We start from the raw sequence: 11,696 nt of genomic DNA, 5'->3' as shown, positions 1-11,696 counted from the left end.
TCTTGTGTTGGTAAAGCCGCCTGCCGGTACGGTCGGAAGGATTCGACTCGGAGGGCACACCATCGCCAGAACTCTCGTCGTGCGGCGACCGTTCGACCCCGCGCCCGCGCTCGCCTCGCTGGTCGCCCACGCCGTGCCCGGCGTGGAGGCGGTGGACGGCAGCACGGTGCGGCGCGTCGTCGGAGGCGCCGTCGTCACGGCGACCCTGGCGCAGGACCGCATCGATCTGACGTCCTCCCACAGCGCTGGACCCGACCTCCGGGCGCTCGCGGACGCGTGGTTCGGGCTCGCCGACGACCTCGACGCGGTGCGCGACGCGTTCGCGCACGACGAGGTCCTGGGACCGCTCGTGCGAGCGCGGCCCGACCTGCGCATCCTCGGCCACCCCGACGGGTTCGAGGCCGCCGTCACGACGGTGCTCGGGCAGCAGGTCTCGCTCGCCGCCGCGCGCACCTTCGGCGGCCGGCTCGCTGCGGCCTACGGGACCCCGGGCCCGGACGGGCTGACGGTGTACCCGTCCCCGGCCAGGCTCGCGGCCGTCGACCAGGTCGAGCTGCAGGCCGTCGTCCGCATCACCCACTCCCGCGCCCGCACGCTGCACGCGCTCGCGCACGCGTGTGCCGACGGACTCGTGCTCGCAGCGGGCACCCCCGACGCCCGAGCACGGCTGCTCGCGCTGCCCGGCATCGGCCCGTGGACGGCCGACTACCTCGCGCTGCGCGTGCTMGGGGATCGCGACGCCATGCCCGTCGGGGACCTCGTGCTGCGTCGCGCGCTGGGCGTCGGGACCGACCGCGACGTCACCCGGTTGGCCGAGCCGTGGCGCCCGTGGCGGGCCTTCGCCGCGGTGCACCTGTGGACCGCAACGGCATACATGCTCTGAGCAGGCACAACGCGCTGCGGTGACGGCTCGGTCACGATTCGGTGCCGCGCGTGGCGGCGCCGTCACAGTTCAGTCACAGGCAACCCGCAGCAACGCCGCCGGCCCTACGGTCACGGCCATGAACCCGACGACGAGCCGCCCCGCCCCGACCGTCCGCGCCCGCACCGCCCGCCTGGCGGTCGTCGGCGTCATCGCACTCAGCGCCGCACTGAGCGCCTGCTCCGCCGGCGACAGCGGATCGGACGCCGCCGACTCCGGCGTCTCCGAGAGCCAGGCCGACGGCGGAGCCGTCGGTGCCGACCAAGGCGGCGGAACCGACACCGCGGTCGAGCAGGGCACCGAGGGGGGTGACACCTCGGCCGCGCCGGCCGCGAGCGCGGTCGACGCCAACCGGAAGGTGATCCAGACCGGGGACGTCGCGATGTCGGTGAAGAACCCCCAGGCCGCCGCCGACGCCATCGTGCAGCTCACCGAGGACGCCGGCGGTCGGGTCGACGCCCGCTCCGAGCAGGCCCAGACCGACACCGAGGTCGGCCGCGCCGCGCTCACCATCCGGCTCCCCGCCGCCGCCGTCACACCGACGCTCATCGCCCTGCGGGACCTCGGCGACGTCGACACGGTCGACCTCTCCAAGAAGGACGTCACCTCCGCCGCGCTGGACCTCGACGCCCGCATCCACGCCATGCAGCTGTCCGTCGGCCGGATGGAGAACCTGCTCGCCACCGCGACGACTCACGACGACATCGTCACGGCGGAGAACGCCCTGACCGAGCGGGAGACCAGCCTCGAGTCGCTCCTGTCGCAGCGGTCGGCCCTCACGGAGCAGGTGCAGCTCTCGACCATCCGCGTCGCGCTCGTCGGCCCCGACCTGCCGCCCTACGTCGAGCCCCCCGCGCCCCCCGTGGAGCCGACCGGCCCGCAGTCGTTCCTCGAGGGCCTGGCCACCGGCTGGGGGTCGCTGGTCGAGCTGGTCTCGGGCATCGTCATCGTGGTCGGCGTCCTGATCCCGTGGCTCGCCTTCGGCGGAGCGATCGCCGCGGGCGTCGTGGCCGTGGTTCGCTGGTCCCGCAAGTGGCGCACCCCGGCGACCGTCCGGCCCCTCGCGGCGGGGCCCGGCAACCCGTTCGACCCGCCCGTGGGTCCCCCGGCGGCGCGTCCCGTGGATCCCGACGAGCGCTGAGAGGTCGCAGTGGCGCGGTTCGTCCTGCTGCACGTGCGCGGCCCGGCGGTCCCCGACGGCCGGTCGGTCGGGGACCAGCGGGGCATCGCCCAGCACTACGCGTTCCTGCAGCGGCGGCACGCGGCCGGCGAGCTCGTCGCCGCGGGTCCGTTCGAGGACACGGAGGGCAGCGGGATGACGATCCTCGACGTCGAGTCCCTCGAGGAGGCCGTGCGGCTGGCCACGCAGGACGACCGGTCCGTGGTCGACGGCGTGCTCGCGGTGACCGTCCGACCGTGGCGCGTGGTCCTGTCGCGGGACTGAGTCAGATCGCCGCGCGGCGGACCGCGTCGACCGAGCGGGCCACGTCCTCGTCGTCGGTCGACCAGTTGCTCACCGAGACGCGCAGCACGTCGCGGCCCCGCCAGCGGGAGCCGGACATCCACGTCACCCCGTCGGCCAGCACGCGCGCGGTGACCTCCCGGGTCCGCTCGTCGCTGCCGAACGCGACGCTGACCTGCGTGAAGACGACGTCGTTGAGGATCTGCGCGCCCTCGATCGCGGCGATGCCGTCGGCGATCTGCCGGGCCCGCGCGACGAGGCCGTCGACCAGGTCCGCGACCCCGGAGCGACCCAGCGAGCGCAGCACCGCCCACACCGGCACCCCGCGCGCTCGCCGCGAGAGCTCGGGCACCTTCTCCATCGGGTCCCCCGACCCCTGGAAGGTCGCGAAGTAGTCGGCGTGCACGCCGAACGCCCGCCGCAGCGGCTCCGGGCGAGCGACGATCGCGAGGCCGCAGTCGTACGGCACGTTGAGCGTCTTGTGCGCGTCGGTACCCCACGAGTCGGCCCGCTCGTAGCCGGTGAGCAAACCGCGCAGCCGCGGGGACGCCGCCGCCCACAGCCCAAACGCGCCGTCCACGTGCACCCAGGCGCCGTGGGCGTGCGCCACGTCGATGGCCTCGGCCATCGGGTCGGACGCGCCCGAGTGCAGGTTGCCCGCCTGCAGGCACACGATCGTCGGGCCGTCGCCCAGGGCTCGTTCGAGCTCGCCGACGACGAGCCGCCCCTGCCGGTCGGCCGGCACCGCGGTCGGCGCGCCGAGTCCCAGGTAGCGCAGCGCGAGGTCGACCGTCTCGTGGCGCTCCGCCCCGACGAGCACGCGGACCCGTGGCGCACCGGCCAGGCCGTCTCGGTCGAGGTCCCACCCGACGTCCGTGAGCACCTGCTGGCGGGCCGCGGCCAGCCCGGTGAAGTTCGCCATCGTGGCGCTCGTGACGAACCCGACGTCGGCGCCGGCCGGTAGCCCCAACAGGTCGAGCGCCCACGCGCCGGCGGCCTCCTCCACCGCCACCACCCCCGGCGTCGAGTACCGCAGCGCCGTGTTCTGGTCCCACGCGCTCACCAGCCAGTCGGCGGCCAGGGCCGCGGGGTGCGTGCCGCCGATGACCCAGCCGAAGAACCGGCCCGACGGCATGCCCATCAGGCCCGGCTCGACGCCCGCCGCCAGCTCGTCGACCACGACCTCCGGGGCGGTCGGGCCGTCGGGCAGGGGCCCGCCGAGCACCGCGGCCAGGTCGTCGGCGTCGACGCGGGGCCGGACGGGGCGCTCCGGCAGGGATGTCAGCCACTCCCGCGCGTGGTGCGCCGCGCGCTCGAGCGCCGGGGAGAACGCCGGCCACCGTGCCGTCATGGCGCCAGCCTCCCAGAATGGCTGCCGTGAGGGCAGACGAGTGCCGACGACGTTTCGTCGCGGCGGAGCGCGCGGTGCTGGCGACGACCGGCGCGGACCACCGCCCGCACCTGGTGCCCGTGACGTTCGCGGTCGTCGGCGACGTGATCGTCGTGACCGTCGACCACAAGCCCAAGCGCAGCACCGACCTGCGTCGGCTGCGCAACATCCGGGAGAACCCGTCGGTCTCCCTCCTCGTCGACCACTGGTCGCCGGACTGGTCCGAGCTCTGGTGGGTGCGCGCCGACGCCACCGCCGAGGTGGTCGACGGCCCTCCGACGGCCGGCGAGCTGGCGGCGCTGCAGGAGCGGTACCCGCCCTACCGGGAGCTGCCTCCGCACGGCCCGGTGATCCGGGCGCTGGTGCGGGACTGGACGGGATGGTCGGCGAACGGGTGAACGGGCGCGTCCGGCGACCACCTCGGGGGCCGGGCGGCCGCGAAATCACCCGGTCGATTCGTCCGGCGGTGTGGGTGGATCGCGGGTTTGTGTCGGCCCATCACCCGGACGGCCGCGTCCGCCCGTGCGCACGGTGAATACCGTCGAGGTCGGCGCCTGACCGTCCGGGCCGGGCCCAGGTCCGGACCTCGGCGAGGTCGCGGCAGCCGAGGAGGTGGACATGGGCGCAGCGGGCAAGGACCCGCAGTGGCGGGATGCGGAGCGCTTCGCCGAGAGGCACGCCCGCACCGTCCTCGCGCGCACCGACGTCCGCGTCACACCGAGCGGCACACCGACCGAGCTCGACCTCATCGGGGCGGACTTCGCGGGCCGGGTCGAGCACCGGCGCAGCCCCGTCGGCCGTGACGGCCTGGAGGACCTGCGGGCGGCGGCCGGCTCCTCGGTCGCGGTCTTCTACTCGCGCTCCGGCTACACCAAGACGGCGGTGCTCTGGGCCGAGGAGCACCGGATCGCCCTCTTCGGCTACACCGACACGGGCTACGCCGCTCCCGTGAACCAGTGCGCGGTCGAGCTCGTGCACCGCGGGCAGACCGAGAGCGAGCAGCACGTCAGGGTGGCCACGGAGCTGGTGGCCCGGCGCGCGAACGCTGCCCGCCAGGCGGCCGAGCGGCGGGAGCGTGAGGCGCACGCCGAGGTGCTGCGCGCCGAGAACGAGGCCCGCGTGGCTGCCGAGCGACGCAAGGTCGCGCGCGCCCGCTCCGAGACGCTGCTCGGCCGGACCGTCGTGCTCCTGCTGGCCATGCAGCTGGACCCCGACGCGCTCCGCCGCACGATCGAGCGCCTGGCGCAGTCCACGCTGGTCAGCGCCGTGGCCGACTCCTCCGCCCGGATGTCGATGAGCGACCGGCCCCACGCCGTCGCGCTGGTGAGGTCACTGGTCGACGACGCCGCCGCCGCGCTCGAGGTGCTGACCCCGCCCGACGCCCGTGACAGGGCGAACTACCGGGCCGCCCGCCAGAGCGTCGAGCACGCCCTCGACGCACTCGACGGCGCGGGCGGGGCGGGGATCGTCGGGCACGTGGCCCCCGAGACCGTGGCGGCGCAGATGCGCCAGGCCGAGCGGTGCTGGCGGGCCCTGGTGGACGAGCTGGAGAAGGCCGTGCCCGGCCAGCCGGGCCCCCTGGTCCCGTCGCAGCGCCGACCGCGTCACCTGTGGTCGACGGTCTAGTCACGTCCCACGAGCGAGCGCGTCGACGAGGAGCGCGAGCCGGGTCACGACCTCGTCGAAGCCGGCCGTGGCCCGTACGGTCGCCTCGTCGAGGTACGCGTCCCGCCGGAGCTCGACCATCAGCGAGGCCACGCGGGCGTCCGTGCCGTAGTGCGTCAGCGGCACGTACGTCCCGGCGAACGGCGAGTCGAGCGCGACGTCCCAGCCCTCGAAGGCCTCGCGGCCGGCGGCGACGAGCCACGGCGGCGTGTGGAACGGGTCAGTGCCGAGGCAGACCTGCGGGCGCGCAGCGGCGGCGGCCGCGAGCTCGTACGGCAGCCGGGTCGTCGGGTACGAGTGGAGGTCGAGCAGGACGGCGCGACCGTGCTCGGCGAGCATCGCGTCCACCTGCGCCGTCACGGCGGCGGCGTGCGGGTGGAACCAGCGGTCGAGCAGCGTCGGGTCGGCGGTGTCCCGCAGGACTCGGCCGTCGTGGGTCCGGGTGTAGACGGCGCCCATCCCCACGGCGTTCATCGACTCGCGGTCGTCGGGGAACCGCTCGACGTCGACCACCAGTCGCGAGACGGGGGCGGCCAGGACATTGGCCGACACCGCCCGCGCGAGCTCCTCGGTGAGGGAGTCGGTCATGAGGTCGAGCTCGCGCTCGAGGTCGGCGTCCGACAGCACGATCCCCGACCGGACGTCGGCGGGGATCGTGCGCGAGCCGTGCGGGACGTGGACCAGGACGCTCGACGTCACCCGGCGGAACCCGCCGGCGACCCGGGCGCCGCAGGGACCCAGCGCTCGGTCGGCATGAGGATCCAGAGGACCGGGTAGATCAGGAGCTGGCTGCCCGGTATGACGAACAGGACCAGCACGAACAAGAGTCGTGCGGGCCAGGGGTCGATGCCGAACCGTCGGCCCAGCCCGGCGCAGACGCCGCCCAGCACTCGGCCGTCGGCCGGCCGGACCAGGCCCTGGCGAGCCATGCTGTCGTGGATGGTGCCCATCGTCGTGCTCCTCTCGCGCCGGCCGTCGTCGACCGGACACCCCCAGGATGCGCCGGAGCCCGGATCGACCGCATCGGTGATCGCCCGGATCCTGCCCCTGAGCCACGAGCCCGGCACCCTGGGCGTGCACCGCGCCTACTTGTCGCCGCCCTTGCCCTTGCCCGAGTTCTCGTCCTTGCCCTTCGCGGGGGGCTCGGGCTTCGGAGCGGGGGCAGGAGCAGCCTGCTCCGTCGCCGCCTGCTCCGCCGCCGCCTGCTCCGCCGCCGCCTGCTCAGCGGCCGCCTGGTCCGCGGCGGCCTGCGCGGCGGCGGCCTGCTCGGCCGCGACGCGGTCCCGCTCGGCCGTGATCTGCGCCTCGACCTGGTCGAGCGCGGCGTCGACCTCGCGGTAGCGCGCGGTCGACACCTCGCCGGCGTCGACGCCGGCGTCGAGCTCCGTGCGCGCCTCGGTGACCAGGCCGAGCGCGTCGTCCCAGCGCGCCTCGGCCGAGGCCTGGCTGACGGCGAGCACCGTGCCCTGCAGGGTGTGCGCGCGATCGGGGGCCAGGTCCGGGCTGTTGCCGCACCCCGCGACGAGCAGGCCCGCGCCCAGCACGAGAGCGAGCGCGCGCCTCATGGCTCGACGCTCTCTTGCAGCCGGGTGAGCGAGTCGCCGACGGTGCCCGGGACAGTCGGGTAGGACGGGGGTGCCGTCGGACCCGGTCCGCCCGCCACCTGCCCGACGAGCAGGGCGCCGCCCGTCAGCAGCACCACCGCACCGGCGACGATCCCCCATCGAGCGGAGCGGGGGCGCGCCTGCCGACGGGAGGGCGCCGGGAGCCCGTCGTCGATCGCGGGCAGCACGAGCGTCTCGGACGACGGCACCGCAGCGATCGGGGCGAGGGCGACCGCGACCTCCTCGGCGGTCGGCCGCTCGTCGGGCGACAGGCGCGTCATCCGCGCGAGCACGTCACGAAGATCCGGACGCAGGTCCTTGGGGATGCGGGGCACAGAGGTGAGCCGGACCGTGGCGACCTCGGCGGGCGTGCCGGTGAAAGCGGGCCGGCCGGTCGCGCACTCGAGGAGGACGAGGCCGAGCGAGTAGATGTCGCTCGCCGGACCGAGGGCGCCTCCGGCCGCCTGCTCCGGGCTCAGGTAGCTCATGGTGCCGAGCGTCATGCCCGTCAGGGTCAGCCGGGTGGCGCCAGCCAGCCGGGCGATGCCGAAGTCGGCCAGCTTGATCGCGTGCCCGCCGGGGCTGTCGTCGTCGAGCGCGTCCGGCGCCGTCAGCAGCACGTTCGCCGGCTTGATGTCGCGATGCACGATCTCCCGTGCGTGGACGACCGCGAGCGCCTCGGCCAGGTCCTTCCCGACGACGGCCACCTGCTCGGCCCCGAGGGTGCCACGCCGCAACCGCTCCGCGAGGGTGGGTCCGGCGACGAGCTCCATGACGAGGTAGACCTGCTGCGAACCGTCCTCGCCGTGCACCGTCCCGGCGTCGTGCAGCACGACCAGACCGGGATGGCCCAGGGTCGCCAGCACGCGGATCTCCGCGCGGTTGCGCAGCAGGTCGTCGCCGTCCTCGTGGGCCGCGGGGAACACCTTGACGGCCACGTCGCGCTCGAGCACCAGGTCGCGCGCCTGGTGCACCGTCGCCATGCCGCCCTGACCGAGCACCCGGTCCAGGCGGTAGCGGCCGTCGAGCACCGTCGGACGGTCGTCGTCCGACGTCTCGGGGCGCGTCCCGGGCAGATGTTCCAGCACGTCGATCGACGCTAGGCCGTCCCAGCGGCACCCGCACGCCGGGGGCGGGTGAGACCCCGCGAGCCGTACCGTCGGGTGTCATGACCGTTCCTGACCCCGCGACGTTCAGCGCGGCATGGGTCAGCGCGTGGAACGCGCACGACCTCGACGCGCTGATGGCCCACTTCCACGACGACGTCGTGTTCACCTCGCCGGTCGCCGCGCAGATCGTCCCCGGGTCCGGCGGGGTGGTGCGCGGCAAGGAGGCGCTGCGCGCCTACTGGACTGAGGGGCTACGACGGATCCCGGACCTCCAGTTCACCGTCGAGCGCGTGTTCGCCGGGGTGAGCGCGCTGGTGATCAGCTACCGCAACCAGCGCGGCAACCTCGTCGACGAGGTGCTCGTCTTCGCGGACGGCCTGGTGATCGAGGGGCACGGCACGTACCTCGCCGTTGACGACAACCCGACGGGAACGGCCTGACGATCCGGACGTAGATCGTCCGGAACCCGTCCTACGGTCGGCGCATGACGAAGACCGCACCGTGGTTCCCGCCGCTCGCCGGCACCGAGCTCGACCACCTCGTCGGCGCCCTCGACCGGCTCCGCACGACGTTCCGCTGGAAGGCCGACGGGCTCGACTCCGCCGGCCTCGCCCAGCACATCGGCGTCTCCGCCCTGACCCTCGGCGGGCTGCTCAAGCACCTCGCCGCGGTGGAGGACACCACGTTCCGCTGGAAGCTCGCCGGCCAGCACCCCGGCGAGATGTGGCAGCCGCAGACCTGGGGCGAGAACGACACGGAGCTGCTGTCCGCGGGCGACGACACGCCCGAGCAGCTCTACGCCGCGTGGGACGGCGCCGTCGAGCGGTCGCGGGACCGGTTGGCCGGGGCGCTGGAGAACGGCGGCCTGGACCAGCTCGGGCACGACGGCGACGACGACGGCAACCACGCGACCCTGCGGCGGCTGCTCTTCGACCTCATCGAGGAGTACGGCCGGCACACGGGCCACGCGGACCTGCTCCGCGAGGTGGTCGACGGGCGCGTGGGTGAGGACCCGCCGCTCGACTGGCGCCCCGTGTCCGGGGCTCCCCTCACGTGGATCCGGGAGTGGTGACGGGCTCCACCGTGGCCGACTCCGTGGCCGCCAGCATCCGGCGACCCAGCGCGCGGACGGTCGCCAGCAGCTCGGGACCGCCGACCACGCGGTAGTCCACGGGCACCGGCGCGAGCCGCTCGGCATACCAGTAGGGGTTGCTCGTCGTCCCCACCAGCCGGCACGACGAGCCGTCGATCGGCTCCAGCCGACCGAGACCTCGCGGGAGCCAGTGCTGCACGCGGTGCGCCGGCGCCTGCAGGACGACGTCGACCTCGAACTCCCAGCCGGCCGCCAGGTGCGCGTCGAGCTCGGCGACCGGGTCGAGGTCCGCGGGCGGCGTGAACGTCTGGTCGAGCAGGTCCACCCGCTCCACCCGGTCCACGCGGTACGCGCGACGGGCGTCGGACGCGACCGACCAGCAGAGCAGGTACCAGCGGCCGTGCCGGACGACGACCGCCCACGGGTCCACCTCGGTGTCCCACGCGTTGCCGCCCTCCGACCGGTACGCCACCCGCACGCGCCGGCGGGCTGCGCAGGCCTGCACGAGCGCCGTCGCCGTGCCGGGGTCCGGCCGCGCGGCGGCCCGGTCCGGAGCCGGGGCGGCGACGTCCCGGACGGCCCGCACGGGTGCCGCCACCGCCTCGGGCAGCGCCCGCAGGATCTTGCCGATCGCGGTGCCGACCGGTTCGGTCGGGTCGTCGAGGTCGTGGTGCCCGTCCAGCACGGCCATGACCAGCGCCAACGCCTCGGGCGCGGTGAGCATGAGCGGCGGCGGTCGCAGCCCGCGTCCCACCCGGTACCCCCCGTAGGGGCCGCGCTCCGACACGATCGGGATGTCCGCCTCGCGCAGGGTGCCGACGTAGCGCCGGGCTGCCCGCTCCGAGACGCCGAGAGCGTCGGCGATCCGGTCGGCCGTGATCCCGGGGCTGGCCTGGATGAGCTCCAGCGCCGTCAGCGCGCGGGCTGTCGGGTTCCGGTCGCCTCTCATGGCTCCCCCGTTCCGGACGCCATCCGTCCGGAACCGACCCTAGGAGTAACGACCTCGTTTCGCGACGAGGTCGTGCCGACGACACCGTGGCGCCACGCCGGACGCGCGGCGTACCGTCGCAAGGGCACGATCACCGGGCGTCCGACGAGAGCGGGAGATCAACCATGAGCATGATGGCGGACATGATGAAGTCCATGCCGATGGGCACCACGGGCATGACGATGCCGATGATGCAGGAGTGCATCGAGGCGTGCTCGGCGGCCTCGATGGCGGCGACTATGTGCGCGGACGCCGACGGAGGCGAGGGCATGGGCCGATGTGCGTCCATGTGTATGAACACCGCGGACGTCGCCACGGCGATGATGCGGATGATGATGCGCCCGACCGGCTACGACATGGGCGTCATGACCTCGATGATGACGGCGTGCATGACGATGGGCGAGGCGTGCGCGGCCGAGTGCTCGATGCACGCCGACATGTCCGAGCACTGCCGCATCTGCGCCGCGGCGTGCATGGCGATGGTCGACGCGTGCAAGGCCGCGATGACCTCGATGCAGATGGCTTAGGCCACCACGGGGCGCGCCGAGTACCACGCGCCCCCCAGAGCGACCACGCCGGCGACCAGGTGCACCGCGACGGGCTCCCCGATCGCGGGCGCCGCCGTGGTCGCGAGGACGGCGAGGTGCCCGTCCAGCAGTGCGACGGTGAGGGTGCCCGGCTCAGCGGCGGACACCAGGCCGTCGCGCCAGGCGCTGGGTGAGGCGGTGGCGACGGCTTCCTGGATGGGAAGCAGGTCGATACGGGTGCGGTTCGGCACGTTCGTGCTCCATCGATCGTCTTGCGATGCCACTGTGTGGTCCGCACCGGCGCGCCCAGGGTGCTCCCCCGGTGCGAACGGTGACGGGCTGCGCCGCGGTGCGGCGGGACTGGTCCACGCCCTCGGGCCAGGCGGAACGCCTGCGGGGAGCTCCTCAGAGCTGCGGGGACCGGTACGACAGAGTCGTCAGCGACACATTCGACAGCTACACCGGCGCGTCGACACGGCGTCGACGGAACCCTCGTGGCGCGGGGCCACGGGCGCGGTGCGGTCGATGGACATGTCACGAGTGTGCGACGCCGTCCACATGCTGTCAAGGCATCTCACATCTCGGACGGGGCGCGTCCGCGCGCCCGAGCGTCAGCCCACCGGGGCCTGGGCGAGCAGCCCGCGCAGGTGGGCGAGCAGCTCGCCTCGCGTGCTCAGGCCCAGCCGCTGGCGCATCCGCGCGACGTGGTGCTCGACGGTCTTCGGAGAGATGTACAGCCGCTCGGCGATCTGCCGGTACGTCTGACCGTCGACCACGAGGCGAGCGACCTCGAGCTCGCGCGCGCTCAGCACGGGCTTGGCCGCCGGGCCCGATCCCGCGGCACGCGCGCGACGGGGGGCTCGGGCCGCCGGCCGCGGCGGGCCGGGGTGCGGGGGCTCGACGCGTGGGGGCCGCAGCGCCCGCGCGAGCTGCAGC

17 protein-coding genes are annotated in these 11,696 nt (G+C 74.5%); 8 read left to right on the top strand and 9 right to left on the bottom strand.

Going from position 1 to position 11,696, the window contains the following annotated elements:
• Positions 1–79 precede the first annotated feature (79 nt).
• The 3 genes from ACXJKA_RS14805 (at position 80) to ACXJKA_RS14795 (ending at position 2,366) form a co-directional block, all read left to right on the top strand.
• Positions 80–883 carry a DNA-3-methyladenine glycosylase 2 gene (locus ACXJKA_RS14805; protein ID WP_456825974.1) on the top strand — a complete coding sequence of 268 codons (804 nt, stop codon included), beginning with the start codon at positions 80–82 and terminating at the stop codon, positions 881–883.
• 118 nt (positions 884–1,001) lie between these two features.
• Positions 1,002–2,063 carry a DUF4349 domain-containing protein gene (locus ACXJKA_RS14800; RefSeq protein WP_456825973.1) on the top strand — a complete coding sequence of 354 codons (1,062 nt, stop codon included), beginning with the start codon at positions 1,002–1,004 and terminating at the stop codon, positions 2,061–2,063.
• Between the two features lie 9 nt (positions 2,064–2,072).
• A complete protein-coding gene (locus tag ACXJKA_RS14795) occupies positions 2,073–2,366 on the top strand; it encodes a YciI family protein (RefSeq protein WP_456825972.1) in 294 nt (97 codons plus the stop codon).
• Position 2,367: 1 nt separating this feature from the next.
• On the opposite strand, the gene ACXJKA_RS14790 is transcribed toward ACXJKA_RS14795, so the two are convergent.
• Positions 2,368–3,735, bottom strand: a complete 1,368-nt coding sequence (locus tag ACXJKA_RS14790) for a pyridoxal phosphate-dependent decarboxylase family protein (RefSeq protein WP_456825971.1) — start codon at positions 3,733–3,735, stop codon at positions 2,368–2,370.
• A gap of 26 nt (positions 3,736–3,761) precedes the next feature.
• On the opposite strand from ACXJKA_RS14790, the gene ACXJKA_RS14785 reads away from it, so the two are divergent.
• On the top strand, positions 3,762–4,172 hold the full coding sequence (locus tag ACXJKA_RS14785) for a TIGR03668 family PPOX class F420-dependent oxidoreductase (RefSeq protein ID WP_456825970.1): 411 nt from the start codon (positions 3,762–3,764) through the stop codon (positions 4,170–4,172).
• Between the two features lie 220 nt (positions 4,173–4,392).
• Positions 4,393–5,400, top strand: coding sequence for a hypothetical protein (locus ACXJKA_RS14780; RefSeq protein WP_456825969.1), 1,008 nt, complete (start codon positions 4,393–4,395; stop codon positions 5,398–5,400).
• Here the strand turns inward: ACXJKA_RS14780 and ACXJKA_RS14775 are convergent, their stop codons facing one another.
• The 4 genes from ACXJKA_RS14775 to ACXJKA_RS14760 form a co-directional block, all read right to left on the bottom strand.
• Complete coding sequence (locus ACXJKA_RS14775; protein ID WP_456825968.1) at positions 5,401–6,138, bottom strand: N-formylglutamate amidohydrolase; 738 nt, start codon at positions 6,136–6,138, stop codon at positions 5,401–5,403.
• The gene (locus ACXJKA_RS14770; protein ID WP_456825967.1) at positions 6,135–6,389 is read right to left on the bottom strand and encodes a PspC domain-containing protein; all 255 of its coding nucleotides are present in this window, start codon (positions 6,387–6,389) and stop codon (positions 6,135–6,137) included. The genes ACXJKA_RS14775 and ACXJKA_RS14770 overlap by 4 nt, the downstream gene beginning before the upstream one ends.
• 135 nt (positions 6,390–6,524) lie before the next feature.
• Positions 6,525–7,004 carry a mucin-associated surface protein gene (locus ACXJKA_RS14765; protein ID WP_456825966.1) on the bottom strand — a complete coding sequence of 160 codons (480 nt, stop codon included), beginning with the start codon at positions 7,002–7,004 and terminating at the stop codon, positions 6,525–6,527.
• Positions 7,001–8,131, bottom strand: a complete 1,131-nt coding sequence (locus ACXJKA_RS14760) for a serine/threonine-protein kinase (protein WP_456825965.1) — start codon at positions 8,129–8,131, stop codon at positions 7,001–7,003. Before ACXJKA_RS14760 ends, ACXJKA_RS14765 begins: the two co-directional genes overlap by 4 nt.
• 80 nt (positions 8,132–8,211) lie before the next feature.
• Here ACXJKA_RS14760 and ACXJKA_RS14755 point away from each other — a divergent pair, with 80 nt between their 5' ends.
• Positions 8,212–8,592 carry a nuclear transport factor 2 family protein gene (locus ACXJKA_RS14755; protein WP_456825964.1) on the top strand — a complete coding sequence of 127 codons (381 nt, stop codon included), beginning with the start codon at positions 8,212–8,214 and terminating at the stop codon, positions 8,590–8,592.
• 44 nt (positions 8,593–8,636) lie between these two features.
• Positions 8,637–9,224, top strand: a complete 588-nt coding sequence (locus ACXJKA_RS14750; protein WP_456825963.1) for a mycothiol transferase — start codon at positions 8,637–8,639, stop codon at positions 9,222–9,224.
• On the opposite strand, the gene ACXJKA_RS14745 is transcribed toward ACXJKA_RS14750, so the two are convergent.
• Both ACXJKA_RS14745 and ACXJKA_RS14740 read right to left on the bottom strand, forming a co-directional pair.
• Positions 9,202–10,194, bottom strand: coding sequence for a helix-turn-helix transcriptional regulator (locus ACXJKA_RS14745; RefSeq protein ID WP_456825962.1), 993 nt, complete (start codon positions 10,192–10,194; stop codon positions 9,202–9,204). The genes ACXJKA_RS14750 and ACXJKA_RS14745 overlap by 23 nt on opposite strands.
• A 130-nt stretch (positions 10,195–10,324) precedes the next feature.
• Positions 10,325–10,504, bottom strand: a complete 180-nt coding sequence (locus ACXJKA_RS14740) for a hypothetical protein (RefSeq protein WP_456825961.1) — start codon at positions 10,502–10,504, stop codon at positions 10,325–10,327.
• A gap of 16 nt (positions 10,505–10,520) precedes the next feature.
• Between ACXJKA_RS14740 and ACXJKA_RS14735 the strand changes: the two genes are divergently transcribed.
• Complete coding sequence (locus tag ACXJKA_RS14735) at positions 10,521–10,760, top strand: hypothetical protein (RefSeq protein WP_456825960.1); 240 nt, start codon at positions 10,521–10,523, stop codon at positions 10,758–10,760.
• On the opposite strand, the gene ACXJKA_RS14730 is transcribed toward ACXJKA_RS14735, so the two are convergent.
• Both ACXJKA_RS14730 and ACXJKA_RS14725 read right to left on the bottom strand, forming a co-directional pair.
• On the bottom strand, positions 10,757–11,011 hold the full coding sequence (locus ACXJKA_RS14730; protein ID WP_456825959.1) for a nuclease: 255 nt from the start codon (positions 11,009–11,011) through the stop codon (positions 10,757–10,759). The two genes, ACXJKA_RS14735 and ACXJKA_RS14730, sit on opposite strands and share 4 nt — an antisense overlap.
• A gap of 360 nt (positions 11,012–11,371) precedes the next feature.
• Positions 11,372–11,696 (bottom strand): helix-turn-helix domain-containing protein (locus ACXJKA_RS14725; protein WP_456825958.1); only part of this gene is annotated, 325 nt, incomplete at its 5' end.

Source organism: Cellulomonas sp. P5_E12, from assembly GCF_054049315.1.
Note: the sequence above shows the minus strand (reverse complement) of the source record. Positions and strands in the feature narration are given on the sequence as shown.

Bases quoted from the DNA above. Each gene is read 5' to 3' on its own strand.
- ACXJKA_RS14800 (WP_456825973.1), top strand. From the start codon at position 1,002: ATGAACCCGACGACGAGCCGCCCCGCCCCGACCGTCCGCGCCCGCACC.
- ACXJKA_RS14790 (WP_456825971.1), bottom strand. From the start codon at position 3,735: ATGACGGCACGGTGGCCGGCGTTCTCCCCGGCGCTCGAGCGCGCGGCG.
- ACXJKA_RS14780 (WP_456825969.1), top strand. From the start codon at position 4,393: ATGGGCGCAGCGGGCAAGGACCCGCAGTGGCGGGATGCGGAGCGCTTC.
- ACXJKA_RS14770 (WP_456825967.1), bottom strand. From the start codon at position 6,389: ATGGGCACCATCCACGACAGCATGGCTCGCCAGGGCCTGGTCCGGCCG.
- ACXJKA_RS14765 (WP_456825966.1), bottom strand. From the start codon at position 7,004: ATGAGGCGCGCGCTCGCTCTCGTGCTGGGCGCGGGCCTGCTCGTCGCG.
- ACXJKA_RS14755 (WP_456825964.1), top strand. From the start codon at position 8,212: ATGACCGTTCCTGACCCCGCGACGTTCAGCGCGGCATGGGTCAGCGCG.
- ACXJKA_RS14750 (WP_456825963.1), top strand. From the start codon at position 8,637: ATGACGAAGACCGCACCGTGGTTCCCGCCGCTCGCCGGCACCGAGCTC.
- ACXJKA_RS14745 (WP_456825962.1), bottom strand. From the start codon at position 10,194: ATGAGAGGCGACCGGAACCCGACAGCCCGCGCGCTGACGGCGCTGGAG.
- ACXJKA_RS14740 (WP_456825961.1), bottom strand. From the start codon at position 10,504: ATGCCCTCGCCTCCGTCGGCGTCCGCGCACATAGTCGCCGCCATCGAG.
- ACXJKA_RS14735 (WP_456825960.1), top strand. From the start codon at position 10,521: ATGTGTATGAACACCGCGGACGTCGCCACGGCGATGATGCGGATGATG.